We start from the raw sequence: 24,279 nt of genomic DNA on the forward strand, positions 1-24,279 counted from the left end.
ATCAGCAAAAGCTAACCATTTGCTTTAGGTGACGTTAGGGCCTACGGTCACTTAAAGCAAACGGATTGCTTTTAGTGAATAGAGGCTCGATGCCCACCGCCACGACGGATGTCACGGCGCACCGACCCGACGCCGGTCGCACCCGCACCACGCAGCGCGCTGTCGCCTTCGGTCTCGCCGCGGCGATCATGACCGCCCTCCTGGCGGCCTCGAGTGTCCCGACTCCGATTTACCCCCTCTACCAGGAACAGTGGGGTCTGACGGCCCTGACTGTCACGGTGGTATTCAGTGCCTACTCCCTGACACTTCTGGCTGCCTTGCTCACCGTCGGAAGGCTGTCGGACTACATGGGAAGGCGCCCGGTTCTGGTCGTCGCGCTGGTCTCGGAGGCGGCAGCCATGCTGCTGCTGGCCGCGTCGGACGGCGCCGGCCTGCTGATCGCCGCGCGAATCCTGCAAGGGGCGGCCACCGGTGCGGCCACCAGCGCTGCGGGCGCGGCTCTCCTCGATCTCGAGGATCCTCGGCGCCCAGGACGGGCCGCTCTGACCAACAGCATCGCCCCGGTCTCGGGAATGGCTGTCGGCGTACTGGTCTCGACCGTTCTCGTCCGCTTCGCGCCCGCCCCCACTGTCACGGTGTACCTGCTCCTGGCTGGGCTTTTCGCTGCGGCGGCGATCGCGGTTGCCTTCACCCCGGAGACCGCCGACCCGCGTGCCGGGGTGCTGCGTTCCTTGATTCCTCGGATATCCGTGCCGTTATCGGCGCGTCGTGCTTTGTTGGCCGCGGGCACCGGCGTCGTCGCGACCTGGGCGCTGGGCGGCTACTACTCGTCGCTCGGACCGGCGCTCGTTCGCCTGGTGGGCCCGGCTGTCCCGCGGGCGTTCGCCGGGATGGTCTTCTTCATCGTCACCGCGGCGGCCGCGCTCACCGTATGGACGCTTCGCCGGACCGCGCCGCTCGATGCCGCGATCGGCGGGAGCCTCATGGTGATTCCCTCTGTCGTACTGAGTCTGCTTGCGCTGCACGGATTCGGTCTGATCTGCGTCTATCTCGGAGCTGCGCTGGCAGGGATCGCCTTCGGCGCCGTTTCCCAAGGCGCGCTGCGCATGATGCTCGCGTCACTCGAGGAACGAGAGCGCGCCGCCACTTTGGCCGCCTATTACGTCCTCAGCTATGTGTCGATGAGCCTGCCCGTCATCGCCGCGGGCGCGGCCATCCGGCACTACGGGCTGTCGACCACATCCCAGACCTATGCCGTGGGTACCGCTGTGCTGGGTATGGCGGCCGTGGCGGTACTCACCGTGTCGCGGCGTGCGGCAATCTTTCGCTGATAATCACTGAGAAACCAAGGGAGACAAAGGCAATGAACACCTCGCTAACCGGCAAGACCACTTCGATCCCCACCTGGACCGTGGGCGAAGTGACCGTCCATCGCATCGACGAGGTTCCCCTGCCGCCCGCGACGGGCGCGTGGCTGCTGCCGGCCGCCACCGCGGATGTGGTCAAGCAGCAGGACTGGCTGTTTCCCGATTTCGCCGACCATGAGGGCGTGTTGCAGCTCGACAGCCACAGCTTCGCCTTCGTTCTGGGCGGGCAGCGCGTCCTGGTCGATACCGGCATCGGTAATGGCAAGGAACGCGCCAATCCGGCCTGGCACAACCTGGAAACCGACTACCTCGAACGTCTCACTGCCGCAGGGTTTTCCCCGGACGCAGTCGATCTGGTCATCCTCACCCACCTGCACACCGACCATGTCGGCTGGAACACGCGGGAACTGAACGGTAAATGGACCCCTACCTTCCCCAATGCCCGCTACCTCACCTCTCGGACCGAGCGGGAGTTCTGGAGCGCGTATGACATGGACGAGGCGCGTCAGCAGATGTTCCGCGACTCCGTGACCCCGGTCGAGCAGGCGGGTCTACTCGATCTCGTCGATGTCCCCGCCGACGGTGTCGAGATCGTCCCCGGCCTGCGTCTGATCCCCGTGCCCGGTCACACCCCCGGCCATATCGCGGTCCAGGTGACCAGCCAGGGGAAGTCGGCGTTGATCACCGGCGACTGCATCCACCATCCCGTTCAGTTCGCCCACCCGTCGATCGGTTCCTGCGTCGACATCGATCCGCGGCAGTCCGAGGCCTCTCGTCGCGCGCTGCTCGCTTCCCTCGCCGACACCGGGACTCTGGTGCTGGGCACTCACTTCCCTGTGCCCACAGCCGGATTCGTGATCGCCGAGGGTGACGCGTACCGGTTCGGTGTGGTTCACGCCGGCGATCGTCAGTAGTCGAGAGCGTGTTCCGGTTGGCAGACATCGAGAGGGGACGGGAGGTATCGGAGGACGGCGTTGAGGAGTGGGCCGATGTCCTCGCTGTCGAGTGCGGGAGTGCACAGGACCGGAACGACGTCCCCCACTCGGGTGAGCCGGCGGATGTGGTGGTGAAGTCGTTCGAGGGGGATCTCGCGCAGGTTGCGGAACGCCGCTGATGCCGAGGGGTCTTGTTCCATCACCGTCCGGACGAGCTCGCGGTAGTGGTGTTCGGCGACTTTCCAATGGCGCCCGTAGAACTCGATGACCGCTGGTTCCAGCGCCCACATCGAGAGCAGGTCGATGACCCCTTCGAATTCGGTGCCCGTACCGATCGGAATCTGCAGTGGCAGGGCGACAGCACCGCGGGTCTCGGTGATGGTGTGCAGGCAGCGGGTGAAATCGGCGGTGAGGTGGGCTGTTTCGGTGATGAGGCAGAGGCGGGCGACCTGGTGGTCGTCGGCGGTGCGGAGGATTGTTTCGAGGCGGGCGGCGTGCTGGCTGGTGGTGTTTCCGAGGATGATCACGCCGTCGGCGACGCGGATGGCGCGTTCCAGTGTCGCGGTGGGTGCGCCGCTGGATAGTTCGGCGATGCGGATCGTGTGGTCGATACGGCTGGTTGCCCGCTGGATGGCGGGTGTCAGACGCGTCGTCTCGCCGGGGTTGCCGATGAGGGTGACGTTGCGGATCGACTGCGGGTCAATGGCTTTGGTGCCCATCGTGGTGTGGTGCTCCAGGTCGGCTGGAGGGTGGCGGCGCATCCTCGATTCGGTTCACCGTACCGCCGGGCGGTGGGCGGTGGAGGGGATTCCGGCCCAAAAGTAGAACGTGTTCCTATATGGTCGGGTGGTGCAGAAAGAACAACGCCCCGCCGTGGCAGGCTGGTTCACTGCGGACGACGGTGTGGTGCGTCTCGTGGGCAGCCGCTGCAGTGCGTGTGGCACACCGTATTTCCCGCGGAACTCACTGGCCTGTCGCAATCCGCAGTGCACGGGTCCGCACGACGGCTCCGAGCTCGACGAGTACCTGTTCTCGACGCGTGGCCGGATCTGGTCGTATGCGGATGCCCGGTACAAGCCGCCCGCGCCCTATGTGTCGGCCGATCCGTTCGAGCCGTATGTCGTTGCGGCGGTGGAGCTCGAGGTCGAACAGATGGTGATTCTCGGGCAGGTCGTGCGCGGGCTGACCGTGGATGACCTGGCCGTCGGCATGCCGGTCGAGCTGACCGTGGGCACCCTGTACGAGGACGACGAGGCGGAGCACACGGTGTGGATGTGGAGGCCGGTCAATGACTGACACGAATGATCGCGACATCGCCGTCCTCGGTGCGGGCATGCACCAATGGGGTAAGTGGGGGCGGAATTTCGTCGAATACGGGCTGGTCGCCGCGCGTGCCGCGCTGGCGGACGCCGGCGTGAACCACCTCGATGTCGGCTACATCGCCGGCGCGGACACCATCCGCAACGGCTATCCCGGGTTCGTCTCGGGTGCGACTTTCGCTCAGGCGCTGGGCTGGTCGGGTGCGCGGATCTCCAGCAGCTACGCCGCCTGCGCGTCCGGTGCCCAGGCCATTGCCAACGCACGTGCGCAGATCCTGGCCGGCCTGACCGATGTGGCGCTGGTGGTCGGCGCGGATGCCGCCCCGAAGGGTTTCTTCCAGCCCGTCGGCGGTGAACGCCGCGACGATCCGGACTGGTTGCGCTTCCATCTGCTCGGCGCCACCAACCCCATCTACTTCGCGCTCTATGCCCGCCGCCGAATGGCATTGCACGGCGCCACGCTCGACGATTTCGCTGCGGTCAAGGTGAAGAACGCCCGCCACGGCCTGAACAACCCCTACGCCCGCTACCGCAAAGAGGTCTCCGTCGAGGAGATCGCCGCCTCCGCCGTAGTCGCGGACCCGCTGCGCCTGCTCGATATCTGCGCCACCAGCGATGGCGGCGCCGCCCTGGTTCTCACCTCGATGGACTACGCCCGCCGCCACGGCATCACCGACCCGGTCCGCATCAGCGCGTTGTCCACAGTCACCCCCACCTTCCCCAAAACCGTCCTGGATCTCCCTGATTTCGCAACGGATTCCGCGGTAGCGGTAGAACCCCCCTCCCGCGCCTTCCGCTCCGCCATCGCCTACGCCGCCTACGAGGAGGCGGGCCTGGGCCCCGAAGACCTCTCCTTCGCCGAAGTCTACGACCTCTCCACCGCTCTGGAACTGGACTGGTACGAGGACATCGGCCTCTGTGAACCGGGCACCGCCGAACACCTATTGCGCAGCGGCGCAACAACATTGGGCGGCCGCATCCCCGTAAACCCCAGCGGCGGCCTGGCCTGCTTCGGCGAAGCCATCCCCGCCCAAGCCATTGCCCAAATCTGCGAACTCACCTGGCAACTCCGCGGCCGAGCCGACGGCCGCCAGGTGGAAAACCCCCGCGCAGGTATAGCGGTGAACCAAGGCCTCTTCGGCCACGGCTCAGCCATAATCGCCACTCGCTGACTCCTGGAGCTACCCAGCTCCCTTCCGAAACCCGGGCAATGCCCGGGTTTCGTTGCGTAATCGCCGATAACCGGTGATTTGCGTAGCCTCCAACCCTGGAGCTCGTCGCGCAGGCGCTGAGTGAATAGCGAGGGTGTGAGGCTGTCCCGGTCGCCCTGATATGGTCAGGTCGATTGCTGGGAGGAAGCTATGGGATTCAAAGTCACTCCGGCGTCGTTGACCGACGCTGCGAATTCCATCGGGAAGCTGGGCGACACCGTCAACGAGGTGAAATCGACGCCGCAGTTGAATGCGAGCCGAGGTGTGGACGGTATGAAAGGGTCGGCCATTGCGGCCGCGCTCGGTGGTGCCGATCCGGCGAGCAGCATGGCCAAGCGGGTCTTGGCCGGCCGGTTCCAGCAATTCTCGAACGCCCTGTCCACCGCGGCGAAGACTTTCCATGATTCCGACGTGCAGGCTGCCGATCGACTATGGGCGATCGGTGATCTGAATTCCGGACAGATCTAGATACCGTGGGAACGCCGACCCGCGACCAGGTGGTGGCCTGGAATCCGCAGTCGCTGGCCGATGTCGCCACCGCCGCCGAGGGCATCATGACCTCGTTCGACACGTTGGCGGACACGATGAACCGCACCATCCATGATCTGGACTGGTCCGGAGCGGCTGCCAAGGCGGCACTCGGTCGTGCCGACAACGAGAAGCAGCAGATCCGGACCGTCGCCACTGCCTATTCCAACCTGGCTGATGCTTGTTCCGGCGCATACGCCGCCATGCAGCCGGGAATCAGTGATTTGCAGTCGAGCATTCGTGCGCTGGAAAACGATCGATTCACCGTCGATCAGGATTTCACCGTTCATGACAGCCTGGGTGACGAACAACGCCGGGAGGATGCGAAGAACGACACCGCCCGGCTACAGAGCATCGCCCGGTCACTGGGCGAGAGTGACGACGCCTGGTCGGCGAAGATCGCCACGGCCGTCGGTGAGATCGAGAAGCTGGCTCCGGTCACGAAGCTGAACAATCCGCTGATCGGGTTGTTGACGGGCGGTATGGGCGGGGCCAACCAGGTACCTGACTCGTTGGATCCGCTGTCCATGATGTTGAAGCTGAACAACGGTGTTCCGGTCACGGTTGACGAACCGGATGGTTCGAAGAAGACGATCACCCCGAATCCGGACGGTACGGTCACCGTCGCGCAGGCGACGCACGGACCGGACGGATCGACGACGACTACATCCAGCACGAATGGCGGACCGGCAACCACCACGGTGATGACTCCCCGGGGAGACGGTTCAGGGATAGTCGACGTCGCGGTAACGGGACCGGACGGCAAGACGCAACGCTTGCAAACCGTGCCGCAGGCAGACGGGCATAACGCCACTTTCGCGGTGAACGGTGACGGGACGCTCGGGGCCAAGATGTCGGAGTCCTATCGTGCGGCCGACGGTGGCGTGATCACCGATATGGTCGGGAAGGACGGTGTTCTCGACCGGTCCTGGCAGCGTCCGGACGGTTTTGTCGCCAACGAGCGCTATCTCATCGGGCCGGACGGTCAGCGGCAGTTGGTGGGTACCTCGAACTCGGCGCGTATGCATTCGGAGTTGCAGGCCGACGGAACGATCAAGACCACATATCCGGATGGTCGCACTGCGCAGACGGCTCAATTGCCGGACGGCCGGGTGGTCACCAAGTTCGAGGACGGTTCGATGCTCTCGTACGATCCGGGTCGTGCGGCGCAGGGCGTGCCGCATCAGTCCATGTGGGACAACGTCAAAGCATTCACCGGTGGTCACTGGGACGGTCTCGTTTCCTCGACGCAGGGCACGGTCGATCAGCATCCGATCGAGACCGGGCTGGGCGGGGCCGCGAGTGCGGGTGGTGAGGCCGCTAACCGAGCTGGTCAGACGATGGCGGGTCGAGCCGCGGCAGCGGCCGGTGAATCGGCGGCGAAACAGATTCTCGCGAATACGATGCTCGACAACGGTACTCCCGGCGCGGGGCGTGCCGCTGTTCAAGCACTCGATGCCTCCACCGATGCGGTGAACGGATACGCCGCCGCCGATGCTTTGAAAGCGGGCGGTAAATGGCTGGGCTGGCCGGCGACAATCGGCATCAATTCCTACGTCAACTGGGATGATTGGGCGCACCACGACAAGCCGATGGGGGAAGCGATCGGCAATGCGATAGGTAGCTCGGCAGGTGGAATGGCGGGCGCGTGGATGGGTGCGAAGATCGGAGCGGTGGCGTGTTCGCCGTTCGCGGAGGTGCCGATCGTGCCGGTGTTGTGTGCTGTCGGTGGCGCTGCGGTCGGCGGGTTTCTCGGTGGTTCGGCCGGGGGCTACGCCGGTGAGCAGCCTTTCAAATGACTTTGGGAGAGAAGGGATCTGGGTTGTCCGATGCCGGAGCGGTCGCCGTGGCTCCACTGTTGCCGTGGCCCGATGCGTGGGGAAGGGCGCGGCCGCGGCCTGTGATGGTTGCCGCGGTTGTCTTCTTCGGTGTGGTGTTTCTGGTTTTTGTTCCCTTCACGGTCGATGCTGTGCGGTCGGGGAATGGGGTACGGGTTCTTTATGGGGTGGTTGCGGCATTGGCGGCGGCTACTTTCGTGGCGATGGCGTTGCCGCAGTTGCGGGTTCGCCGGCCGCAGTTGCCGCGGGATTTCGGAGGGGGTGGTTCGGGGCTGCGGTTGTCGCTCGGGCGGTATCGGCGGCTGATCTTGGCGGCTTGGTTCGTGGCGGGGATTGCGTTTCTGGTTGTTCGGGTGGTTTTGGTTGCCGGGCATTTGTTCGCCTTTGATTACGACGGTCGAACGGGACGAATTGCGCTCGACGTCGTGCAGCTGGTGGTGGCTCTCGCGGCGATCGGGGTGCTCGGTTTTCTGGTGATGCTGACCGTCGGTGGGCGGCGGGCCAACTATGTGGAGCTCGGCACGGTCGGGGTGGTGCGGGTGGCGGGTGCGATCACGAAATCGGTTGCCTGGGAGGACATAGCGGGTGCCTCGCCGCTTGTGGTCAATGAGGTGGCGGTGGTTCGGATCGTGCCGGTGTCCGAGGCGGCGGTGCGGATCGATATCGGTGACGGGAGGGGCCGGCGGTGGCGGCGGCTGCAGGTGCGGCCGCAGATGGAGTTGCCTGCAGCGGTTTTCGGTGTGGACCCTGCGTTGTTGCTGTATTTGGTCGACTTCTACGGGCGGCATCCCGAGGCTCGGCACGAACTGGTTTCGGATGGCGTTGTCGATCGGGTTCGGCGGGGGGATCTGCTCGGCTGATCGGGTTCGACGGGGATGAGTGGCGGGCGGGTCAGAGGCTGACGAAAACGGTCGGGGGACTGATTGGTTCGGCCTTCGGTGTCGGTGGTTTCGGGATTCCGGCGTTGAATTTCTGCAGGTCGCGAGGGCGGCTGGAGGATTCGCTGGAAGGAATGATGATGACCGAGTTCGTGGTGTTGGAGGGTGGGCGGTTGGCTTGTGATGTGGTGGGGGAGGGGGCGTTGGTGGTTTTGTCGCATGGGATGGGGACGTTGCGGCAGGATTTTCGGCATTTGGTGGGGCCGTTGGTGCGGGCGGGGTATCGGGTGGTGAATGTGGATATGCGGGGGCATGGGGAGTCGAGTGGGGGGTGGCCTTCGGTTACCGGGAAGGAGGCCATCAGTCGGGCTGATGTGGCGGGGGATTTGCTGGGGGTGGTGCGGCACTTCGGGGGGCCGGCGGTGATTGTGGGGCATTCGTTGTCGGGTGGGGCGGCGACTATTGCTGCGGCGGAGGCGCCGGAACTGGTGTCGGCGATTGTGGAGGTCGAGCCGTTCACGCTCACTCAGACTGTGCATGTGGGGGCGTTGTTCACGAATCGGCGGTATCGGCGGGGTGGGATTCGGCTCGGTCTCACTTCTGGGTTGAAGTCGCTGGCCTGGTGGCGGCGGTATTTGGACGTCGCTTATCCGACGAAGCCTGCTGATTACGACCAGTACATGGCGGAGCTCGAGCGGGTGTTGCGGCGGCCGGAGCGGTGGGCGGAGTTCATGAAGACGGGGGTGACGACGCCGGCGGATGCGGAGGCTCGGCTGGCGGATGTGCGTTGTCCCGCGCTGGTGATCATGGGGACGGCGGATCCGGATTGGGCGGATCCGGAGGTCGAGGCGAAGGCGATCGTGGCCGCTATGCCGGCGGGAGCGGGGCGGGTGGTGATGGTCGAGAACGGCGGGCATTATCCGCATGCGCAGTTCGCGGATCGTATTGCGGCAGTGGTTGTTCCGTTCCTGGACGAGTATGCGGTGCGATGATGGTGGCATGCCCGCTCCGCGCACCATCGTCTTCGTTGTCTACGAGGGCATGCAGTTGGTCGAATTGGCCGGGCCCATGGATGTTTTCGGGTTCGTCAACGCGGTGACCGAGAAGCCGCTCTATCGGCTGGTGACGGCGTCCCCGCAGGGCCGGCCGATCAAGGCGGACGGCGGGCTGACCCTCTCCGTCGAGCATTCGCTGCAGGAACTGGCCGCCTCGCCCGAGGAGATCGACACGCTGCTGGTGGTCGGCGGCTGGATCAATGGGCCGGTGTCGGCGGAAGTGGTCCGCGAATTGCCCGCGCTGGCCCGCAAGTCCCGCCGGGTGACCTCGGTGTGTTCGGGCGCCCTGCTGCTCGCCGCGGCAGGGCTGCTCGACGGATATCGGGCGACCACTCATTGGGGCACAACGGATCTGCTGGCCCGCACCTATCCTCGCGTCACGGTCGAGCCGGACCGTATCTACGTTCACGACCGCAATCGCTGGACTTCCGCGGGCGTGTCCGCGGGCATCGATCTCGGCTTGGCCCTGGTCGAGGATGATCACGGCCGCGAGCTGGCCCAGGAGATCGCCCGGGCATTCGTCGTCTACACCCGCCGTGCGGGCGGGCAAGCCCAGTTCAGCGCGCAGATGCGCGCGCAACCGGCCCGCACTCCCGCGATCCGCGCGGTCCAGCAATGGCTGCCCGATCACCTCACCGATGACCTGGCGGTCTCGGCCCTGGCGGCCCGCGCCGGCATGAGCGAACGCCATTTCGCCCGTGCCTTCCGTCTCGAAACCGGCACCACCCCGGCTGCTTTCGTCGAGGATCTCCGCATGGAGGCCGCCCGCCGCCTTCTCGAATCGACGGAATTGACCATCACCGCCATAGCCCGAGCGGTCGGCTACCGGCACGGTGAAACCCTCCACCGCGTCTTCACTCGCCGCCTCGCCACCACCCCGGAGCGTTACCGCCAGCACTTCGCGCCTGGTGTTGTGACCGATCCGGACAACCGGCTTCCCGTGAAATCGAGCCGATAGGGCGAAACGATCATCTGAATCGGGGATGTTCCATATGCTCTGGGCGGCGGAGCGGGAGAGTGCTGCGCCTGATATGGCTCGAGATAGAGGAACAGCTTCATGAAACGGATCATTCTCGTCGGCGTTGCTGCGTGCGCCCTGCTCGGTGGGGCCGCGGGAACGGCTGGGGCGCAGGGGATTCCGCTCACCCCCTCGGATGTCGACGTGTCGGCCGGGTCGGCGGAGGCGCTGGGGAATGCGGTGGGGACCGGGTCGGTGAATATCGGGGTGCCGCTCGCGGGGCTCGGCGCGGCCTTCGGTAGTGGGTATGCGAACGGTGTGCTGAGCACTCTGTCCGCGCAATAATCTGTCTGGGACAATTTCCCGGGTCTGCTCACGCCCGTTCCGGTCCGGCGTTACCGTGGTCGCAATGGCCGGATCGGGTGAGAGGAGACGCCATGAGCACGCCGAGTAGGGCTGGGGCCGGGGTGGTTTCGGTGGGGGCGCGGTTCGATATCGGGCCGGCGCAGTATCCGGTGGTGCATCTGGACGCGACCGTCGGGATTCCGATGTCCGACGGGGTCGTGCTGTGCGCGGATCTGACGCGGCCTGCCTTCCGGCGGGCCGAACCGGCGGCAGGGGCGTTTCCGGTGGTCGTGAACTTCACGCCCTACAACCGGTTGGGGAATCGGTATATCGGGCGGATGGCTCGGATCGCACGGTGGATCGGGCGGGCGGTGCGGGGGTCGGATCGGCGGCGGTTCGTCGGACGGGATCTGCTGCATACACCCGCGAGTGGCGCGGTCGATGTGTTCGCGACCAATCGGACGCTGGTGGAGCGCGGGTACGCCGATCTGGTGGTGGATGTGCGAGGGACCGGATCCTCCACTGGCGCTTGGGATTTCTTCAGTCCGCGAGAGCATCGGGACTATGTCGAGGTGATCGACTGGGTGCGGGAGCAGCCTTGGTGCGACGGGCATATCGCCGTGACCGGGATTTCGTACGGGGCCATCGCCGCGCTCGTTGTTGCGGGGGAGCGGCCCGCGGGGCTGGACGCGGTGTTCGCCATTGTCGCCGGGGAGGACCCGGTTCGCGAGCTCGGGCTCACCGGCGGGGTGCCCACGCCGGGAATGGCGGTGTGGATGGCGGTCGTCAATGCGGGGAAGTTCGTGCCTTCGCCGCGCGGGCTGATCCGGAACGGACTGCTGGGGGCGTACCTGCGCGATCGGCTCGGGGACCCGGTCAGCGGGCTGGGGAAGGCGGCGCGCATCGCCGCGACGGAGGGGCATCCCGACCGCTTCCTCAATGATCAATGGGCCGAACGTCTTCCGAAGTTCGAGGACATCGCCGCGCCGACCTGGATCCTCGGGGCGTGGCACGACGTGTACAACCGCTCCAACTTCCGCATGTTCGATCGCCTCGGACTGTCGGGCGGTAAGAAGCAAGTGCTGGTCGACGACGGCTATCACCTCAGCATCGGCGCAGGCTTCGGCGAGCCGGATAATCCGCCCGCACTGGATGAGTTGCAGTGCGCGTGGTTCGACAAGTGGCTCAAGGGAATCGACAACGGAATCGACGATTATGGCCCGGTCACCGTGCGCCGCCAGGGCGGCGGAGGCTGGGTCGCGCGCCCGGAATTCCCCGACCCGGCTGCCACTGTGCGGCGGCTGTACCTGACGGGCGACCCCAGCGGTTCGGCGGCGCACTCGGCTCTCGATGCCGCACTGAGTGATACGGCTCCCGGCGAGGGCATGCGGCTACCGGTGCCGACGGGACGCCGTCGCGCGGCATCCAACAATGCCGCGCTCATGAGCATGGGCGTGACCACGGTGCTGGGCAGGCGGTTCGGTTCCGATGACCGTCTCGCGGAGGCCACCGCGGTCACCTTCACCACCGCGCCCCTGGCAGCCGACCTGATCCTGTCGGGTCCGATGAACCTGCGCCTGTGGGTGGAAGCCGGTGGCACGGAGGCATTTTGGTCTGTCACCGTCACCGATGTCGAACCCGATGGGGCGTCGGCGACGCTCACGCGCGGGGCGTTGCTGTCCTCGCTGCGCGCCGTCGAGGAGAAGGGCAGTACCTATCTCGATGGTGAACTGGTCTTCCCGCTGCATACGCTGCGCGCCGAGTCGGTCCTGCCGGTGACACCGGGCGAGCCGTTCGACATCGATATCGAGATCAACCCCACCGAGGCGGTGCTCCGGGCGGGCCACCGGCTGCGGGTCACGGTTGCGTCGGGAAGCTTCCCGCGCCACTGGCTGCCACCACACCTGAGCCGAAAGATCAACGGGCAGACCATCGTTCTCGATCCGGAGCACCCGAGCTACCTCACCTTCGCGGGAGCGGAAGGCTGATCAACGCGCCGAGAAGGGCGAGGGCGGCCGCGGTAGTGATGGCATCGTGGAAGCCCGGGAGGAAGTCGGCCGTGGTGTTCCGGGGGTTCGCCGCGGTGAAGACCGCGACCGTCAGGGCGATGCCGAAGACGCCGCCGAGCTCTCGCATGGTGCTGTTGGCGCCCGCGGCTTTACCCATCGCCGCCGGTGTGACGGCATTGACCGCGGCGGTTTGGGCCGCGGGGACGGTCATGGCGGTGCCGATGCCCGCGACGATCAGCGGAAATATCAAGGGTGCGTAGGAGATTCCGGGCCGGGCGGTAGCGGCTGTCCAGAACATTCCGACGGCCATGAGGGCGAGACCGGTGACGATGATGGGTCGTTCGCCGAGCCGGTCGGCAAGAGTGCCGGCGAGTGGAGCGCAGAAGAGCAGAGCGAGCGTCCACGGCAGTAGCCGGATGCCGGTTTCCAATGGCGTGTAATGCAGCGCCGCCTGGAGCAGTTGGGGGTAGAAGAACACTGCGGTGAACAGGGCCGCGAAGGTCAGGAAGATCGCGGTATTGCCGATGGTGAAGCCGCGCGCGGTGAAGAGCCGGATCGGCAGCATGGGGTGGGGAGTGCGGGCTTCCCAGCGGGCGAAGGCGAAGCACAGCGCCAGACCGGCTGCCGCACTGAGCAGGACTTCGGGGCTGGTCCAGCCGATGGGATTGCCGCGCACCAGAGCCCAGACGATGCCGAACGAGCCGCCGGTGATCAACGCCGGTCCCGGCAGATCGAGCTTCGTGTCAGGCCCATACGTTTCCGGAATTCTGCTGAGGGACAATGGTATTGCGATCAATCCGATCGGCACGTTGATCCAGAAGATCCATTCCCAGGTAAGTCCCTGAGTGATGGCGCCACCGACGAGCGGTCCGCAGGCGGTGGCCAGTCCGGTCGCCCCCTGCACCGAACCCATTGCGCCGCCACGGCGTCCGGCGGGAAACGCCGCGGCGACAATGGCCACCGCCAGGCTGAGAATCATTGCCGCACCGGCGCCTTGGATCGCGCGGGCCACGATCAACGTCTCGGCGGACCGGTCCAGCCCGCACGCGCCGGAGGCGAACACGAAGATCCCCAGCCCTACCGCGAACATCCGCGTCCGCCCGAATCGGTCGCCGAGTGCCGCGGCCGTCATGAGCAGGGTGGCGAAGCTCAGGTTGTAGGCGTTGACCGTCCATTCCAGGGTGGTCACCCCGGCGTGCAGGTCGCGGTGGATGGTGGGCAGCGCGGTGGCGACGACCAGGGTGTCGAGGGCGGTCATGATCGACGCCAGCGCGGCGAGGACGAGCACCCAGCGTTGGGTGGCGGGTGCGACCGAGGTCGCGGATGTCATTGCTGCAGTTCGGGAATGGGTTGTTCTTCGAGGACGGTGATCTCGCAGTCGTCGGCCCAGTGCAGGTGATGGTGGTCCTGGACCATGGCGAGGGCGTCGTCCATGGTTTCGGCTTGCAGGATGGACATGCCGATGATGCCGCTGTCGGTGGGGTCGATGGTGGTGGGCGTGACGCGGCGGGCGTTGCCGAGGGGGCCGCCGGCATCCACGAGTCCGGCGCCGATGCGGTCGCTCCAATCCGCCCACAGTTGCAGGCCTTTCGCGGCTTCTTCGGGCGTGGCCCGGGCGAATCGTTCGGCGACGGAGAGGGGTGCGCGGTAGAGGACTATGTATCGCTTCATGACCCGAAGATAGGTGACCAAAAGGTCACATGTCAATGGATATGTGACCTCTGGGTCTCGTATAGAGTGGGGGTGTGGAGGAAGACGCGGTGTTCAAGGCGCTGGCCGATCGCACCCGGCGGCATCTGCTGGACGCGCTGTTCGCCCGCGACGGGCAGACCCTGACCGAGCTCGAATCCGATCTGGACATGACCCGATTCAGCGTGAGCAAGCATCTGCGCCAGCTCGAGGAGGCCGGCCTGGTGGTGGCGGTCCGCAGCGGGCGCAAGAAATTGCACTATCTCAATCCCGTGCCCATCCGGCTGATCCACGACCGGTGGATCGACAAGTTCACCGAACAGCGGATCAGCGCCCTGACCGAGTTGAAGAAGGACCTGGAATCGTGAGTCTCGACGACATCCTCGCCCGCGCCCGCCGCGAGACGACACAGATCCACCGCGTCATTATCGCCGCCCATCCCACCCGGATCTGGGAGGCCATCACCGATCCGGAATGGACGGTGCGCTACGGATTCGGCGGACGCAGCGTGATCGAACCGGAGGTGGGCGGGGCCTTCACGGTGTATGCGCCCGCCGGGCCGAAGCCGGTCGGCAGCGAGTTCGAGGTGCTCATCACCGGGACGGTCACCGATTACGACCCGCCGGTGCTGCTGGGTGCGCGCATCCGTTTCGTCGGCGACCCGAATCTGGCCGGAGAGCCGGAAACCTCGCTGCGATACGAGATTCGCGATCGCGGGGACGGCACCTGCGCGCTGACCGTCGTGCACGAGGTGGCGGGCGCGCCGCTCATTTCGATCATCGGCTCCGGCGATCTGGAGTCCGAAGGCTTCGGCGGCGGTTACCCGTTCATGCTGAGCGACCTGAAAACCCTGCTGGAGACGGGACGTTCATTGCCGGTCAGTCGTCCGGCGCGGAAGGACTGAGCGACGCCGACATGGCGGTGGCCTCGAAAGGCCACCGCCACAGTGTGTTCGGCTTACTCGGTGTTCGGTTCGATCAGTTGGCCGGTGCTGCGGCCGGGGCAGCCGGGGCCGGCGGGGTCAGGAGATCGCCGGCGAACTGGAACAGGCCTGCGACGATGATCGGTCCGCCGATGAAGATGGTGCCCGCGACAACGCCGATGGCGGCCGCGGCAGCGCCGGTGACCAGGCAGCCACCGATAGCGCCCGGCACGGTCAGGGTGCCGATGGTGGCGACGGTGGCGCCGGCGCCGAGGATGGCACCGCCCGCGATACAGCCGATGGCCGCGCCGATCACGGTGCCGACCAGGGTGCCCACGGCCACGGCGACGGTGGCCACGCTGGACAGATTGCTCAGCGCCTGGTTGAGGTTGGGGTTGGCGGTGGCGTCGATGTCCTTGATGGTGGGCGCATCCGGGGCCAGCGGCTGACCGGCGGCCGGATCGGTGTTCGGGGTGAGGGTGGCGGTGTCGCCGTCGATGGTGGCGGCGATCGGGTAGGTCTTGCCGTCGCGCTGGTAGCTCAGCGGGAAGGTCGCGACGGTGGCGCCGGTGTTGTCGGCGATCTGGAACTGACCGTCCTTGACGGCCATGGAGCCGGCGTCGGTGGCGAGCACGACGGAGTGGTCGACGACGTTCGCCTTGTAGTGGATGCCGGGCGCAACGTCGGCGGTTACCGTGCTGTTGCCGGTATCGGCCGAGGCGGTGTTCGCGGTGACGGCGGTGATCGACAGTGCGGCGACGGCGATGGTGGCGGTCGCGGCGATATTGCGGAACTTCATCAGGGATCTTTCTTCGGATACTTCGGAATCACAAGGGGGAATGCGAAATTGCCCGGCGCTGAGCGCAGGCGTCGGCGCGCGCAGGCACCACAGATGCGGGGCATACGCCACAGCGGCTTTGCTATTCGCTCGGAATCCCCGCTTTGCGAGGGCGTTGCCGACAGCGCTCGGGGGTACCTGGTTGCCGGCCGCTGCCAATCATGTGGCGGCGATTCCTGGGATGTCAATCCGCGGTCTGAAAGAGTGACGCGCGCCGCAGTCGAGAGCCGAAGCGCACCGCAGCGTCGGCTGTTCGGGGGCGAAAAAGGTTGGCCCGTAAAGGTTCCGCATGAAACCCGTAAATGCGTCGATAGGGATTTGACTTCGGTCGATGGGTGATCGACGCTAGGTCGGGTTGCCCCCGTGTGGAGTGGGGTCTCGGCAGCAAGGAGGTGAGGGACGATATGAAGTCCGGCGACAGTCCGTATCCGAGTCCGGATCGACCACATTCGTACCCAGCTTGCTGCCGCGTCGTGAACGTCTGACATCCCGAATCCAGGTATCTGCCGATGCTGTGCATTCGGTGTCTCCGGGGTGCCCGAATGCGCTGTGGCGGTTCACCTTCAGTAAAAAGGAATCCGCATGCGGACCCGCTTCCATGACAATCTCGACGAGCTCGCCACGCGTCTACACGCGATGTGCGTTCTCGATCGCACCGCGGTCGCCACCGCGACCCAGGCTCTGCTCGACGCCGACCTGGAACAAGCGCAGAACGCGATCACCCTCTGCGGCCGGATCGCCGAAATGCGTGAATGCAACGAGCACGCCGCGGTCACCCTGCTCGCCCTGCAAGCTCCCGTCGCCAGTGAACTGCGCCAAGTGGTTTCGGCTTTGCAGCTGGTCGCCGATCTCGCCCGGATGGGCGGGCTCGCGGGTCATATCGCCCGGGTCGCCCGCATGCGGCATCCCGCGCGTACCGTGCCCGAATCGGTGCGGCCGATCGTCGCGCGCATGGGCGCCGCGGCGATCGCCATGGCCACCAGCGCCGCCGCCGTCCTCGCCTCACGCGATCCGGACGAGGCCACCCACCTGTGCGCTCAGGACGACCTCATGGACGAGCTGCACCGTGGTCTGCTCGATGCCGTGGCCGCCCCCGAGTGGACGGACGGCGTAACTCCCGCGGTGGACCTCGCCCTCCTGGCCGGATATTACGAACGCTTCGCCGATCACGCCGTCCGGGTCGGCCATCGAACCATCTTCATCGCCACCGGCCACTCACCCGACCGTCTGACAACTCGTCTCTCTGCCTGACTCGCCGTAATACGGTCCCGGGCGGGACCGAGCTCACAAGCAGGTAGCGGCCATTTGTGAAAGTGCCGGCCTCTATAACATCGGTGGACATCCAGATCTAGGAAACCCCGAGGACTTGTGTTGACTACCGACCACCTTGACCGCTGGAACGCTCACGAAGCTTCGGCGGAGGCGATGATTCCGATTATTGGGAGGCTGTATCGCGAGAAGGGGGTGACCATCCTGCTGCACAGCCGGTCGCTGGTGAACAAGTCGGTGATCAGCATTCTGCGGACGCACCGGTTCGCACGGCAGATCGAGGGGGAGGAGCTGTCGATCGAGGAGACGCTGCCCTTCCTCGAGGTGCTCGCCGGGCTGGATGTGGGTCCGTGCAAGATCGATCTCGGGCGGCTGGTGATGGCGTATCGCGCCGATGAGCGCGGGCTGTCGGTGCCGGAGTTCACGGCCGCGGTGCTCGCGGATGTCACCGATGGCAACAAGGCGGAGTCGCAGGGTCCGCGGGATGTGGTGCTGTACGGGTTCGGGCGGATCGGCCGGTTGGTGGCCCGGCTGCTCATCGAGAAGACCGGTTCCGGCAATGGCCTGAATCTGCGTGCCGTGGTGGTGCGCAAGGGCGGCGAGGGTGATCTGGCCAAGCGCGCGTCGCTGTTGCGGCGGGATTCGGTGCACGGCAAGTTCAACGGCACCATCAAGGTCGACGCCGGCAATGACACGATCATCGCCAACGGCAATGTGATCCGGTTCATCTACAGCGACGATCCCGCGGCGGTCGACTACACCGAGTTCGGTATCCGCGACGCGATCCTGATCGACAACACCGGTAAATGGCGTGACCGCGAGGGCCTTTCGAAGCACCTGCGGCCGGGCATCGCGAAGGTGGTGCTGACCGCGCCGGGTAAGGGTGATGTCCCGAATATCGTGCACGGCGTCAATCACCTCGGGCTGGATCTGTCCGAGGAGATCTTCTCCTGCGCCTCGTGTACGACGAATGCGATCGTGCCGCCGCTGAAGGCGATGGACGACGAGTTCGGCATCGTGCGCGGTCACGTGGAGACGGTGCATTCGTTCACCAATGACCAGAATCTGCTGGACAACTATCACAAGGCCGATCGCCGCGGCCGTTCCGCGCCGTTCAATCTGGTGCTGACCGAGACGGGTGCGGCGTCCGCGGTCGCGAAGGCGATGCCGTACTTCAAGGCGAAGATCACCGGTAATTCGATTCGCGTTCCCACGCAGGATGTTTCGGTGGCGATCCTGAATCTGCAGCTGGAGCGCGAGACCACGCGGACCGAGGTGCTGGAGTATCTGCGGCAGGTGTCGCTGGCCGGCCCGTTGAGCCGCAATCTCGATTACACCGCGGCCAACGATGTGGTCTCGAGCGATTTCATCGGCTCCCGCGCGGCGTCGATCGTCGACGCCAATGCCGCCATCGTCGATGGCGACACCGCGATCCTGTACCTCTGGTACGACAACGAATTCGGTTATTCGTGCCAGGTTGTGCGGACGGTGCAGTACATCTCGGGCATCGAATATCCGACGTATCCGCAGTTGGGCGTGCCCGACGCGGTGCCCGCGGCGGTCGCCGGGTAGTGCGGACAGCCGTCGTGAGGGCTGCGCCCCCTTCGCACAGCCCTCACGGCGGGATTGCCATCAGAACATGACGGGATCACGGGGGTAAAGGTGCGCGAGGCACGCTGTGTGGAGGGACCTCTGGCCAGTGGTCGATCGGATGTGCGGCGGGATCGGCTCTGCCGCTTGGGCTTCCAGGGTGGCGGGCGTCACAGTTGGACAGGCCGCGGCGCGGCCCGGAGAGTATCGTGCTGGCGGTGAATGCTGGCTACGCTTGCCCGGGGGGAGTCGAGGCCGACCAACTGCTTGCCCCCAACCTCGCTGATTTCGTCCGGACCCATCGCACGATTCCGCGGGGCCCGGATCATCCGCGTGGCTTCAGCCGGCCCGCGCTCGCGGCGCTCTGTGATGTCAGCGCCAGTTATATCGCGCAGATCGAGCAGCGCGAGAAGATGTCGCCCAGTCCGGAAGTGGTGGACGCGATCGCTCGCGCGCTGGAGCTGACTCCGGCCGAGCGGCAGCACATGCACAATCTGGCCGCCCCGAAAACGCCCGGCCCGCGCACGCACGCGCCGTTGCCGGTGGCGCGCATGCGCGAGCGGATCAGTGATGACCTGCGCGCCGCCGCCGGCGATCTGGCTCCGCATCTGTCGGGTTATGTCGACGAGCGGTGGAATGTGTTGTGGGCCAACCGGGATTACGACCGGGCCTATCCGCGACTATTGGAAGTCGAGAACATCCTGGTCTGGTTCTTCCTGGTCCCGGAGTCACGTCGGGTGATGATGGAGTGGGAGGACGAGGCGCGGCTCACGGTGAACTGGTTCCGCTGGCACATGGGCCGCTACCAGAATCCGCAGTGGGCGCTGGATCTGCTCGGCCGGCTCAGTGAATGCGAGGCGTTCCGGGCCATGTACTCGGCCGAACGCGTCGATTTCGAACGGCATCAGCCATTGATGCATCTGCGGGATCCGGACACGCAGCAGCCGTACAGCGTGCGGGTCCGGATCACCGATGTGCCCGGGGTGGATGCGCCTTTCCAGTGGTTCATCGGCCTCCGGCAGCCGTTCAGTGGTCCGGAGAACCTGTTGTCCGAGTGAGGAATTCGCCGATCGCCTGATTGACCGGTTCCGGATCGGTCCAGTTCGCCGCGTGCCCGGAGCCGAGGATGGTGACCACCGGACCGGAGTTCGGCAGCCCGGCCGCGAGCGCCGCGGACTTCTCGGCGGTGCTGGACCCGTCGTGTTCGCCGCGCATGACGAGGGCGGGGCAGGTGATCTCGTGCAGTCGTTCGACGACGGAATCGCGTTCGATCAGATTGTCGGCGGCGCGCTGGATCGCGGGCCGGTCGCTGGCCGCCCACTTCGCCCGCCACGGCGCCTGATCGGCGGCCGTACCGCCGATGAGCTGCGGCGCCAGGTTGTCGGACAGGGCCGAGATCGGCACTTCGGTATTCGTCCAGGCGCCGAACAGCTGGCGGTATTCGTCCTTCTGTTCCTGGGAATTGGCGGCGGCCTCGGTGTCGAGCAGGATGAGCGCGTCGACGCGTTCGGGCGACAGCAGCGCGGCCCGCAGGACCGCGAAGCCGCCCTGCGACATGCCGCCCAGGACAGCGTGTTCGACGCCGGCGGCGTCCATGACGGCGAACAGGTCGCGGGCCGAATCCCAGTAGGTGAACGGCTCGTCCGTCTCGCTGACGGTGCCGCCGTGGCCGCGGGCGTCCCAGCACAGCACCCGGAAGCCGTTGGCCTCCAGGTATTCCACCTGCGGTGCGAACATCGAGAGGTCCATGAAGAACCCGTGTGCGAGCACCACGGTGGGACCGCCGCGTTTACCTGAGTCGGTGTAGAAGGTGCGGGCCCCATCGGTTTTGACGTACGGCATTGCCGTAGCGTAGCCGTGCTCTCACCCGGCTGTCGCGGCCCGGGGTGCACTCTGTGCAGAGGTGCTCACGGGCCGGGACAGGATGGTGAAAACGGCTCCGGCGCAAGTGCGCTCAGAAGTACCAGGGGTAGGGGGTCCAGTCGGGGTCGCGTTTCTGGAGGAAGGCGTCGCGGCCTTCGACGGCTTCGTCGGTCATGTAGGCGAGGCGGGTGGCTTCGCCGGCGAAAAGCTGTTGTCCGACGAGGCCGTCGTCGGTGAGGTTGAAGGCGTATTTGAGCATGCGGATGGCCTGGGGGGATTTGCCGAGGATTTCGGCGGTCCATTCCAGGGCGACGTCTTCGAGTTGTTCATGGTCGACGACGGCGTTGACCGCGCCCATCCGGTGCATTTCCTCGGCGGTGTAGGGGCGGCCGAGGAAGAAGATCTCGCGGGCGTTCTTCTGGCCGACCATTTTGGCGAGGTAGGCGCTGCCGTAGCCGGCGTCGAAGCTGCCGACATCGGCGTCGGTCTGCTTGAAGCGGGCGTGTTCGCGGGAGGCGAGGGTGAGGTCGCACACGACGTGCAGGGAGTGCCCGCCGCCGGCGGCCCAGCCGTTGACCAGGGCGATGACGGGTTTGGGCATGAAGCGGATGAGGCGCTGGACCTCGAGGATGTGCAGGCGTCCGGCGCGGGCGGCATCGATGGTGTCGGGGGTGTCACCGGAGGCGTATTGGTAGCCGTTGCGGCCGCGGATGCGCTGGTCGCCGCCGGAGCAGAAGGCCCAGCCGCCGTCCTTGGGGGAAGGTCCGTTGCCGGTGAGCAGGACCGCGCCCGCATCGGGGGACATGCGGGCGTGGTCGAGGGCCTGGTAGAGCTCGTCGACGGTGTGGGGGCGGAAGGCATTGCGGACTTCGGGGCGGTCGAAGGCGATGCGTACGGTGCCTTGTTCGATGTGCCGGTGATAGGTGATGTCGGTCAGGTTCTCGAACCCGGGCACCGCTTTCCACAGATCTGCTTTGAAGGTCACCGGTCCACCATAGTGACTATGCATCATGTCAGATCGTTGGCCCCCATTTTCTGCACATAATGCGGCGAATAGGGAAACGTTGGCGGGCAGCACTTTTCGAGCTAATCGCGTTCGGGCTGTATCCAATGCGGATGCGCGGCTGCGAGATGCGCGTCGATCACCGCCTCGACCCGTTCCCGCCAGCGCGGATTGTCCAGCGTGGTGTTCTCGTCGTGGAACCACCGGCAGCCCGGCGTCGGGCAGACGAACCGATAGGTGCCGAGGTTGTCGATGCGGCCGCCGGGGCTGATCCGACGCCTGCGGATCTCTCCGGTGTCACCGTGTTCGGCGAATGCCGAAAGTTCGTCTCCCACCGGGATACTCGATCACAGTTCGATACGCGGGCGACACTTACGGACCATCCGGTACCCGATCTTGTGACAAGTCCCACCGCGGAATTCCCTTTTCCGCGTTCGACTTGCGCGATGGCGGGGGTTTACCCCTAAAATTCGTTGCGGGCCGACCCGTATACCCCCCAACGGTGTTGGTCCACTGCACGGTAGCCTTTCGACTTCGGTTGTCAGCTGCCGATGATGTCGATGTCGCCGGGCCAACTCCCCCCTTCGCCCGGCGGCATCGCGCAGATTACGGGGAGTTCGAATCCCGGCCGGCCGCCGAGGAGAAGCAATAATGCGGCGGCGGGAGCTTCGATGTCGCGGCCGTCGCCGGCGGACCAGTCCGCATCGGTCGCCACGAGGCGGTAACCGGCGAACTTCTCGCGGGACTCGAAGGTATCCGCGGTCCAGACCCGTTCGAGGGCCACTCGGGTTGCGGCGGTGGGCATTTCGCGGCGGATGCCGAGGGGGATCGCGATGTCCTGGCCGTGGACCAGCAAGTCCATCAGGCGATCGGCGGGAGTAGTGCCGAGCACGGTCTTGCGCAGCGTGATGCTGTCTCGCAGTTGGTCGAGCAGCTGGGCCGTCGTGGTGTCGCGGGCGTGGCGGATGGCGGTATCGCGAATCATCCTGTGCAGGTTGCCGCGGGCGCGGACCAGTTCGAGCAGAATCGTGCTCGCGCTCGGGTTTCCGGACAACACGATATGCGCGACGACATCGCGGACTCGCCACCCGGTGCAGAGCGAGGGGTGATTCCATTGGTCTTCGGACAGTGTCCGCAGTAGTTCGCCGAGGGTGGTTCGTTCGGTGGCGACGGCTTGCCAGATCTGTTCGGGCGTCATGGTTCGCTACGGTAGGAATTCCACCCGGGTGGAGGTGCAAGGGATTGTGACCGGCGACACACGCGGCAGGCTGATCGGCATCGGAGAACTGTCGCGATCGACCGGGGTACCGGTCCGGACCATCCGGTTCTATTGCGATGAGGGAGTGCTGGGCTCCAGCCGCAGTTCCGTCGGGCATCGGGTGTTCGACCCCGTCACCGCCGTCGGGCAGTTGCTGATGATCCGGCGGCTGCGGGCGCTGGGCATCGGTCTCGATGCGATCGTGGCCGTGCTCAGCGGTGTCTCGACGGTCGCGGAGGTGATCGCGGCCGAACGTGGCGCGCTCGAGGACGAGCTGGCCGCTCTGGCTTGGCGGCGTGCCTCGCTGCTGGCGGTCGAGGACGCAGCGCCGGAGGAGCGGGCCGAGCGCTTGGAAGTGCTTGCCGCGGTGCAGGATCGACATCGCGTGTACGACTCGATGGTGGCTTTCTGGCGCGAGCTGCTCGACCCGTTGTCGCCCGAACTGCTGGACGGCTTCATTCTCATGAACGTGCCGGATCTGACGACCGATCGGGATCCGCGTCATATCGTCGCGTACGCCGAGCTCGCAATGCTGGTCGCCGATCCCGGATTTCGCGCGGTCATGTCACGGCAACTCTGGCGGTCGGACGAAACGCGGATCCGGCACAAGCGGCCACTCCTGACCGGAGTGGCCGAGGCGTGCGAATCCGCCGGTCATCTGATCCTCGCGCGGCAACCGCCCCGGCCGGGGCCCGAACTGGACCGGTTCGTCGACGCGCACGCCGCCGCCCGCGGCATCCGCGATACGCCACGGTTCCGGAGGCAACTGCTCAGCGGCGCAACCGATTCCGATCCCCGCATTCATCGGTATTGGAATCTCACGGGCGAAGTCATCGGGGCCATGACCACGGGCGCCGCGCAGGACTGGCTGTATCGGGCGCTCGAGCAATCGGCCGGGTCGTCCGGTCATCCGCGCGCTTCGGCGCGGCGCTCGTAGCGGGTGCGGGCACGGTCGTGGGCTGCCCGCAGGAGGTCCCTGGCCGGGCCGTCGGTGCGGGCGCCCGGGTTCACGACCGCCAGCCATGCGGCGCTGCCGTAGACGGGGTGCGGGAACAATGTGTCGGGGACGCTCGGGTCGGTGGGGTGGTCGGCGATTTCCTTCGGTGTGTATCCGGTCCGTTCCAGGAAGCCGTCCCGGCCCGCGTTGATGTTGAGGCGGAAGGTGTCCGGGCGGTTCAGCCGCGACAGTGTGTCGTCGGGGTAATCCTTGGTCACGAGGGTGGCGAAGGGCTGGACCGTGGTCGGGACCGCGCCGTCGGGGGCGTAGTAGAAGAACTTGTCGCCCCAGGCGATCTCCGGGGTGCCGTCGCCGGGACCGGGTCGCAGGGTCAGGACGCCGCCGAGGGATTCGATGAAGGTGACGATCTCGTCGATGTTCATGAGTTCCAGCGTTACATTCAAGTT

26 protein-coding genes are annotated in these 24,279 nt (G+C 66.1%); 17 read left to right on the forward strand and 9 right to left on the reverse strand.

The window, feature by feature from the left end:
* Positions 1 to 89: 89 nt before the first annotated feature.
* Together ACH438_RS40225 and ACH438_RS40230 are read left to right on the forward strand one after the other, a co-directional pair.
* Positions 90 to 1,331, forward strand: coding sequence for an MFS transporter (locus ACH438_RS40225; protein ID WP_397015368.1), 1,242 nt, complete (start codon positions 90 to 92; stop codon positions 1,329 to 1,331).
* Between the two features lie 32 nt (positions 1,332 to 1,363).
* Entirely contained in the window at positions 1,364 to 2,281 is a 918-nt protein-coding gene (locus ACH438_RS40230; protein WP_397015370.1) for an MBL fold metallo-hydrolase, read from the forward strand.
* Here ACH438_RS40230 and ACH438_RS40235 read toward each other — a convergent pair.
* Complete coding sequence (locus tag ACH438_RS40235; RefSeq protein ID WP_397015372.1) at positions 2,275 to 3,021, reverse strand: hypothetical protein; 747 nt, start codon at positions 3,019 to 3,021, stop codon at positions 2,275 to 2,277. The two genes, ACH438_RS40230 and ACH438_RS40235, sit on opposite strands and share 7 nt — an antisense overlap.
* 154 nt (positions 3,022 to 3,175) lie before the next feature.
* Between ACH438_RS40235 and ACH438_RS40240 the strand changes: the two genes are divergently transcribed.
* The 9 genes from ACH438_RS40240 to ACH438_RS40280 all read left to right on the forward strand — a co-directional run bounded on the left by ACH438_RS40240 (position 3,176) and on the right by ACH438_RS40280 (position 12,422).
* Positions 3,176 to 3,598: a Zn-ribbon domain-containing OB-fold protein gene (locus ACH438_RS40240; RefSeq protein WP_397015591.1), complete on the forward strand. Its 423-nt coding sequence runs from the start codon at positions 3,176 to 3,178 to the stop codon at positions 3,596 to 3,598.
* Positions 3,591 to 4,793: a lipid-transfer protein gene (locus ACH438_RS40245; protein ID WP_397015374.1), complete on the forward strand. Its 1,203-nt coding sequence runs from the start codon at positions 3,591 to 3,593 to the stop codon at positions 4,791 to 4,793. Before ACH438_RS40240 ends, ACH438_RS40245 begins: the two co-directional genes overlap by 8 nt.
* Positions 4,794 to 4,982: 189 nt before the next feature.
* Positions 4,983 to 5,300, forward strand: a complete 318-nt coding sequence (locus ACH438_RS40250) for a type VII secretion target (protein ID WP_397015377.1) — start codon at positions 4,983 to 4,985, stop codon at positions 5,298 to 5,300.
* A gap of 5 nt (positions 5,301 to 5,305) precedes the next feature.
* Positions 5,306 to 7,159, forward strand: coding sequence for a hypothetical protein (locus tag ACH438_RS40255; protein WP_397015379.1), 1,854 nt, complete (start codon positions 5,306 to 5,308; stop codon positions 7,157 to 7,159).
* Positions 7,156 to 8,058, forward strand: a complete 903-nt coding sequence (locus ACH438_RS40260; RefSeq protein ID WP_397015381.1) for a hypothetical protein — start codon at positions 7,156 to 7,158, stop codon at positions 8,056 to 8,058. The genes ACH438_RS40255 and ACH438_RS40260 overlap by 4 nt, the downstream gene beginning before the upstream one ends.
* Before the next feature lie 158 nt (positions 8,059 to 8,216).
* Positions 8,217 to 9,068, forward strand: a complete 852-nt coding sequence (locus ACH438_RS40265; RefSeq protein WP_397015384.1) for an alpha/beta fold hydrolase — start codon at positions 8,217 to 8,219, stop codon at positions 9,066 to 9,068.
* 7 nt (positions 9,069 to 9,075) lie between these two features.
* The gene (locus ACH438_RS40270; RefSeq protein WP_397015386.1) at positions 9,076 to 10,089 is read left to right on the forward strand and encodes a GlxA family transcriptional regulator; all 1,014 of its coding nucleotides are present in this window, start codon (positions 9,076 to 9,078) and stop codon (positions 10,087 to 10,089) included.
* Between the two features lie 99 nt (positions 10,090 to 10,188).
* A complete protein-coding gene (locus tag ACH438_RS40275; RefSeq protein ID WP_397015388.1) occupies positions 10,189 to 10,434 on the forward strand; it encodes a hypothetical protein in 246 nt (81 codons plus the stop codon).
* A gap of 92 nt (positions 10,435 to 10,526) precedes the next feature.
* Entirely contained in the window at positions 10,527 to 12,422 is a 1,896-nt protein-coding gene (locus tag ACH438_RS40280; RefSeq protein ID WP_397015390.1) for a CocE/NonD family hydrolase, read from the forward strand.
* On the opposite strand, the gene ACH438_RS40285 is transcribed toward ACH438_RS40280, so the two are convergent.
* Both ACH438_RS40285 and ACH438_RS40290 read right to left on the reverse strand, forming a co-directional pair.
* The gene (locus ACH438_RS40285) at positions 12,397 to 13,773 is read right to left on the reverse strand and encodes an MFS transporter (RefSeq protein WP_397015392.1); all 1,377 of its coding nucleotides are present in this window, start codon (positions 13,771 to 13,773) and stop codon (positions 12,397 to 12,399) included. The two genes, ACH438_RS40280 and ACH438_RS40285, sit on opposite strands and share 26 nt — an antisense overlap.
* Positions 13,770 to 14,114 carry a hypothetical protein gene (locus tag ACH438_RS40290; RefSeq protein WP_397015394.1) on the reverse strand — a complete coding sequence of 115 codons (345 nt, stop codon included), beginning with the start codon at positions 14,112 to 14,114 and terminating at the stop codon, positions 13,770 to 13,772. The genes ACH438_RS40285 and ACH438_RS40290 overlap by 4 nt, the downstream gene beginning before the upstream one ends.
* 74 nt (positions 14,115 to 14,188) lie before the next feature.
* Here ACH438_RS40290 and ACH438_RS40295 point away from each other — a divergent pair, with 74 nt between their 5' ends.
* Both ACH438_RS40295 and ACH438_RS40300 read left to right on the forward strand, forming a co-directional pair.
* A complete protein-coding gene (locus ACH438_RS40295; protein WP_397015396.1) occupies positions 14,189 to 14,500 on the forward strand; it encodes an ArsR/SmtB family transcription factor in 312 nt (103 codons plus the stop codon).
* Positions 14,497 to 15,036 (forward strand): SRPBCC domain-containing protein, encoded by a 540-nt coding sequence (locus ACH438_RS40300; RefSeq protein ID WP_397015398.1) that lies wholly within the window; start codon positions 14,497 to 14,499, stop codon positions 15,034 to 15,036. The genes ACH438_RS40295 and ACH438_RS40300 overlap by 4 nt, the downstream gene beginning before the upstream one ends.
* Positions 15,037 to 15,109: 73 nt before the next feature.
* Here the strand turns inward: ACH438_RS40300 and ACH438_RS40305 are convergent, their stop codons facing one another.
* The gene (locus tag ACH438_RS40305) at positions 15,110 to 15,853 is read right to left on the reverse strand and encodes a hypothetical protein (protein WP_397015400.1); all 744 of its coding nucleotides are present in this window, start codon (positions 15,851 to 15,853) and stop codon (positions 15,110 to 15,112) included.
* A 621-nt stretch (positions 15,854 to 16,474) separates the two neighbouring features.
* On the opposite strand from ACH438_RS40305, the gene phoU reads away from it, so the two are divergent.
* From phoU to ACH438_RS40320, 3 genes are all read left to right on the forward strand, one after another.
* Complete coding sequence (phoU, locus tag ACH438_RS40310; protein WP_397015402.1) at positions 16,475 to 17,143, forward strand: phosphate signaling complex protein PhoU; 669 nt, start codon at positions 16,475 to 16,477, stop codon at positions 17,141 to 17,143.
* Positions 17,144 to 17,263: 120 nt separating this feature from the next.
* Positions 17,264 to 18,733, forward strand: coding sequence for a glyceraldehyde-3-phosphate dehydrogenase (locus tag ACH438_RS40315; RefSeq protein WP_397015404.1), 1,470 nt, complete (start codon positions 17,264 to 17,266; stop codon positions 18,731 to 18,733).
* A gap of 236 nt (positions 18,734 to 18,969) precedes the next feature.
* Positions 18,970 to 19,809, forward strand: coding sequence for a helix-turn-helix domain-containing protein (locus ACH438_RS40320; RefSeq protein WP_397015406.1), 840 nt, complete (start codon positions 18,970 to 18,972; stop codon positions 19,807 to 19,809).
* On the opposite strand, the gene ACH438_RS40325 is transcribed toward ACH438_RS40320, so the two are convergent.
* From ACH438_RS40325 to ACH438_RS40340, 4 genes are all read right to left on the reverse strand, one after another.
* Complete coding sequence (locus ACH438_RS40325) at positions 19,778 to 20,593, reverse strand: alpha/beta fold hydrolase (RefSeq protein WP_397015408.1); 816 nt, start codon at positions 20,591 to 20,593, stop codon at positions 19,778 to 19,780. The genes ACH438_RS40320 and ACH438_RS40325 overlap by 32 nt on opposite strands.
* Before the next feature lie 112 nt (positions 20,594 to 20,705).
* Positions 20,706 to 21,599, reverse strand: coding sequence for a 1,4-dihydroxy-2-naphthoyl-CoA synthase (locus ACH438_RS40330; protein ID WP_397015410.1), 894 nt, complete (start codon positions 21,597 to 21,599; stop codon positions 20,706 to 20,708).
* A 101-nt stretch (positions 21,600 to 21,700) separates the two neighbouring features.
* Positions 21,701 to 21,952 (reverse strand): hypothetical protein, encoded by a 252-nt coding sequence (locus ACH438_RS40335; RefSeq protein ID WP_397015412.1) that lies wholly within the window; start codon positions 21,950 to 21,952, stop codon positions 21,701 to 21,703.
* A gap of 206 nt (positions 21,953 to 22,158) precedes the next feature.
* Positions 22,159 to 22,815 carry a maleylpyruvate isomerase family mycothiol-dependent enzyme gene (locus ACH438_RS40340; RefSeq protein WP_397015414.1) on the reverse strand — a complete coding sequence of 219 codons (657 nt, stop codon included), beginning with the start codon at positions 22,813 to 22,815 and terminating at the stop codon, positions 22,159 to 22,161.
* A gap of 46 nt (positions 22,816 to 22,861) precedes the next feature.
* Here ACH438_RS40340 and ACH438_RS40345 point away from each other — a divergent pair, with 46 nt between their 5' ends.
* Positions 22,862 to 23,812 (forward strand): MerR family transcriptional regulator, encoded by a 951-nt coding sequence (locus ACH438_RS40345; protein WP_397015416.1) that lies wholly within the window; start codon positions 22,862 to 22,864, stop codon positions 23,810 to 23,812.
* Here the strand turns inward: ACH438_RS40345 and ACH438_RS40350 are convergent.
* On the reverse strand, positions 23,782 to 24,255 hold the full coding sequence (locus ACH438_RS40350) for a DUF6194 family protein (RefSeq protein ID WP_397015418.1): 474 nt from the start codon (positions 24,253 to 24,255) through the stop codon (positions 23,782 to 23,784). The genes ACH438_RS40345 and ACH438_RS40350 overlap by 31 nt on opposite strands.
* Between the last annotated feature and the right edge of the window lie 24 nt (positions 24,256 to 24,279).

It is taken from the genome of Nocardia sp. NPDC020380, from assembly GCF_044386975.1.
Classification (GTDB): Bacteria; Actinomycetota; Actinomycetes; order Mycobacteriales; family Mycobacteriaceae; genus Nocardia.

What these genes read in the sequence shown, in the direction of transcription:
- ACH438_RS40230 (WP_397015370.1), top strand. Translation starts at nt 1,364, where the DNA reads ATGAACACCTCGCTAACCGGCAAGACCACTTCGATCCCCACCTGGACC.
- ACH438_RS40270 (WP_397015386.1), top strand. Translation starts at nt 9,076, where the DNA reads ATGCCCGCTCCGCGCACCATCGTCTTCGTTGTCTACGAGGGCATGCAG.
- ACH438_RS40235 (WP_397015372.1), bottom strand. Translation starts at nt 3,021, where the DNA reads ATGGGCACCAAAGCCATTGACCCGCAGTCGATCCGCAACGTCACCCTC.
- ACH438_RS40305 (WP_397015400.1), bottom strand. Translation starts at nt 15,853, where the DNA reads ATGAAGTTCCGCAATATCGCCGCGACCGCCACCATCGCCGTCGCCGCA.
- ACH438_RS40340 (WP_397015414.1), bottom strand. Translation starts at nt 22,815, where the DNA reads ATGACGCCCGAACAGATCTGGCAAGCCGTCGCCACCGAACGAACCACC.
- ACH438_RS40325 (WP_397015408.1), bottom strand. Translation starts at nt 20,593, where the DNA reads ATGCCGTACGTCAAAACCGATGGGGCCCGCACCTTCTACACCGACTCA.
- ACH438_RS40350 (WP_397015418.1), bottom strand. Translation starts at nt 24,255, where the DNA reads ATGAACATCGACGAGATCGTCACCTTCATCGAATCCCTCGGCGGCGTC.
- ACH438_RS40245 (WP_397015374.1), top strand. Translation starts at nt 3,591, where the DNA reads ATGACTGACACGAATGATCGCGACATCGCCGTCCTCGGTGCGGGCATG.
- ACH438_RS40225 (WP_397015368.1), top strand. Translation starts at nt 90, where the DNA reads ATGCCCACCGCCACGACGGATGTCACGGCGCACCGACCCGACGCCGGT.
- ACH438_RS40280 (WP_397015390.1), top strand. Translation starts at nt 10,527, where the DNA reads ATGAGCACGCCGAGTAGGGCTGGGGCCGGGGTGGTTTCGGTGGGGGCG.
- ACH438_RS40250 (WP_397015377.1), top strand. Translation starts at nt 4,983, where the DNA reads ATGGGATTCAAAGTCACTCCGGCGTCGTTGACCGACGCTGCGAATTCC.
- phoU (WP_397015402.1), top strand. Translation starts at nt 16,475, where the DNA reads ATGCGGACCCGCTTCCATGACAATCTCGACGAGCTCGCCACGCGTCTA.
- ACH438_RS40265 (WP_397015384.1), top strand. Translation starts at nt 8,217, where the DNA reads ATGACCGAGTTCGTGGTGTTGGAGGGTGGGCGGTTGGCTTGTGATGTG.
- ACH438_RS40275 (WP_397015388.1), top strand. Translation starts at nt 10,189, where the DNA reads ATGAAACGGATCATTCTCGTCGGCGTTGCTGCGTGCGCCCTGCTCGGT.
- ACH438_RS40285 (WP_397015392.1), bottom strand. Translation starts at nt 13,773, where the DNA reads ATGACATCCGCGACCTCGGTCGCACCCGCCACCCAACGCTGGGTGCTC.
- ACH438_RS40290 (WP_397015394.1), bottom strand. Translation starts at nt 14,114, where the DNA reads ATGAAGCGATACATAGTCCTCTACCGCGCACCCCTCTCCGTCGCCGAA.
- ACH438_RS40260 (WP_397015381.1), top strand. Translation starts at nt 7,156, where the DNA reads ATGACTTTGGGAGAGAAGGGATCTGGGTTGTCCGATGCCGGAGCGGTC.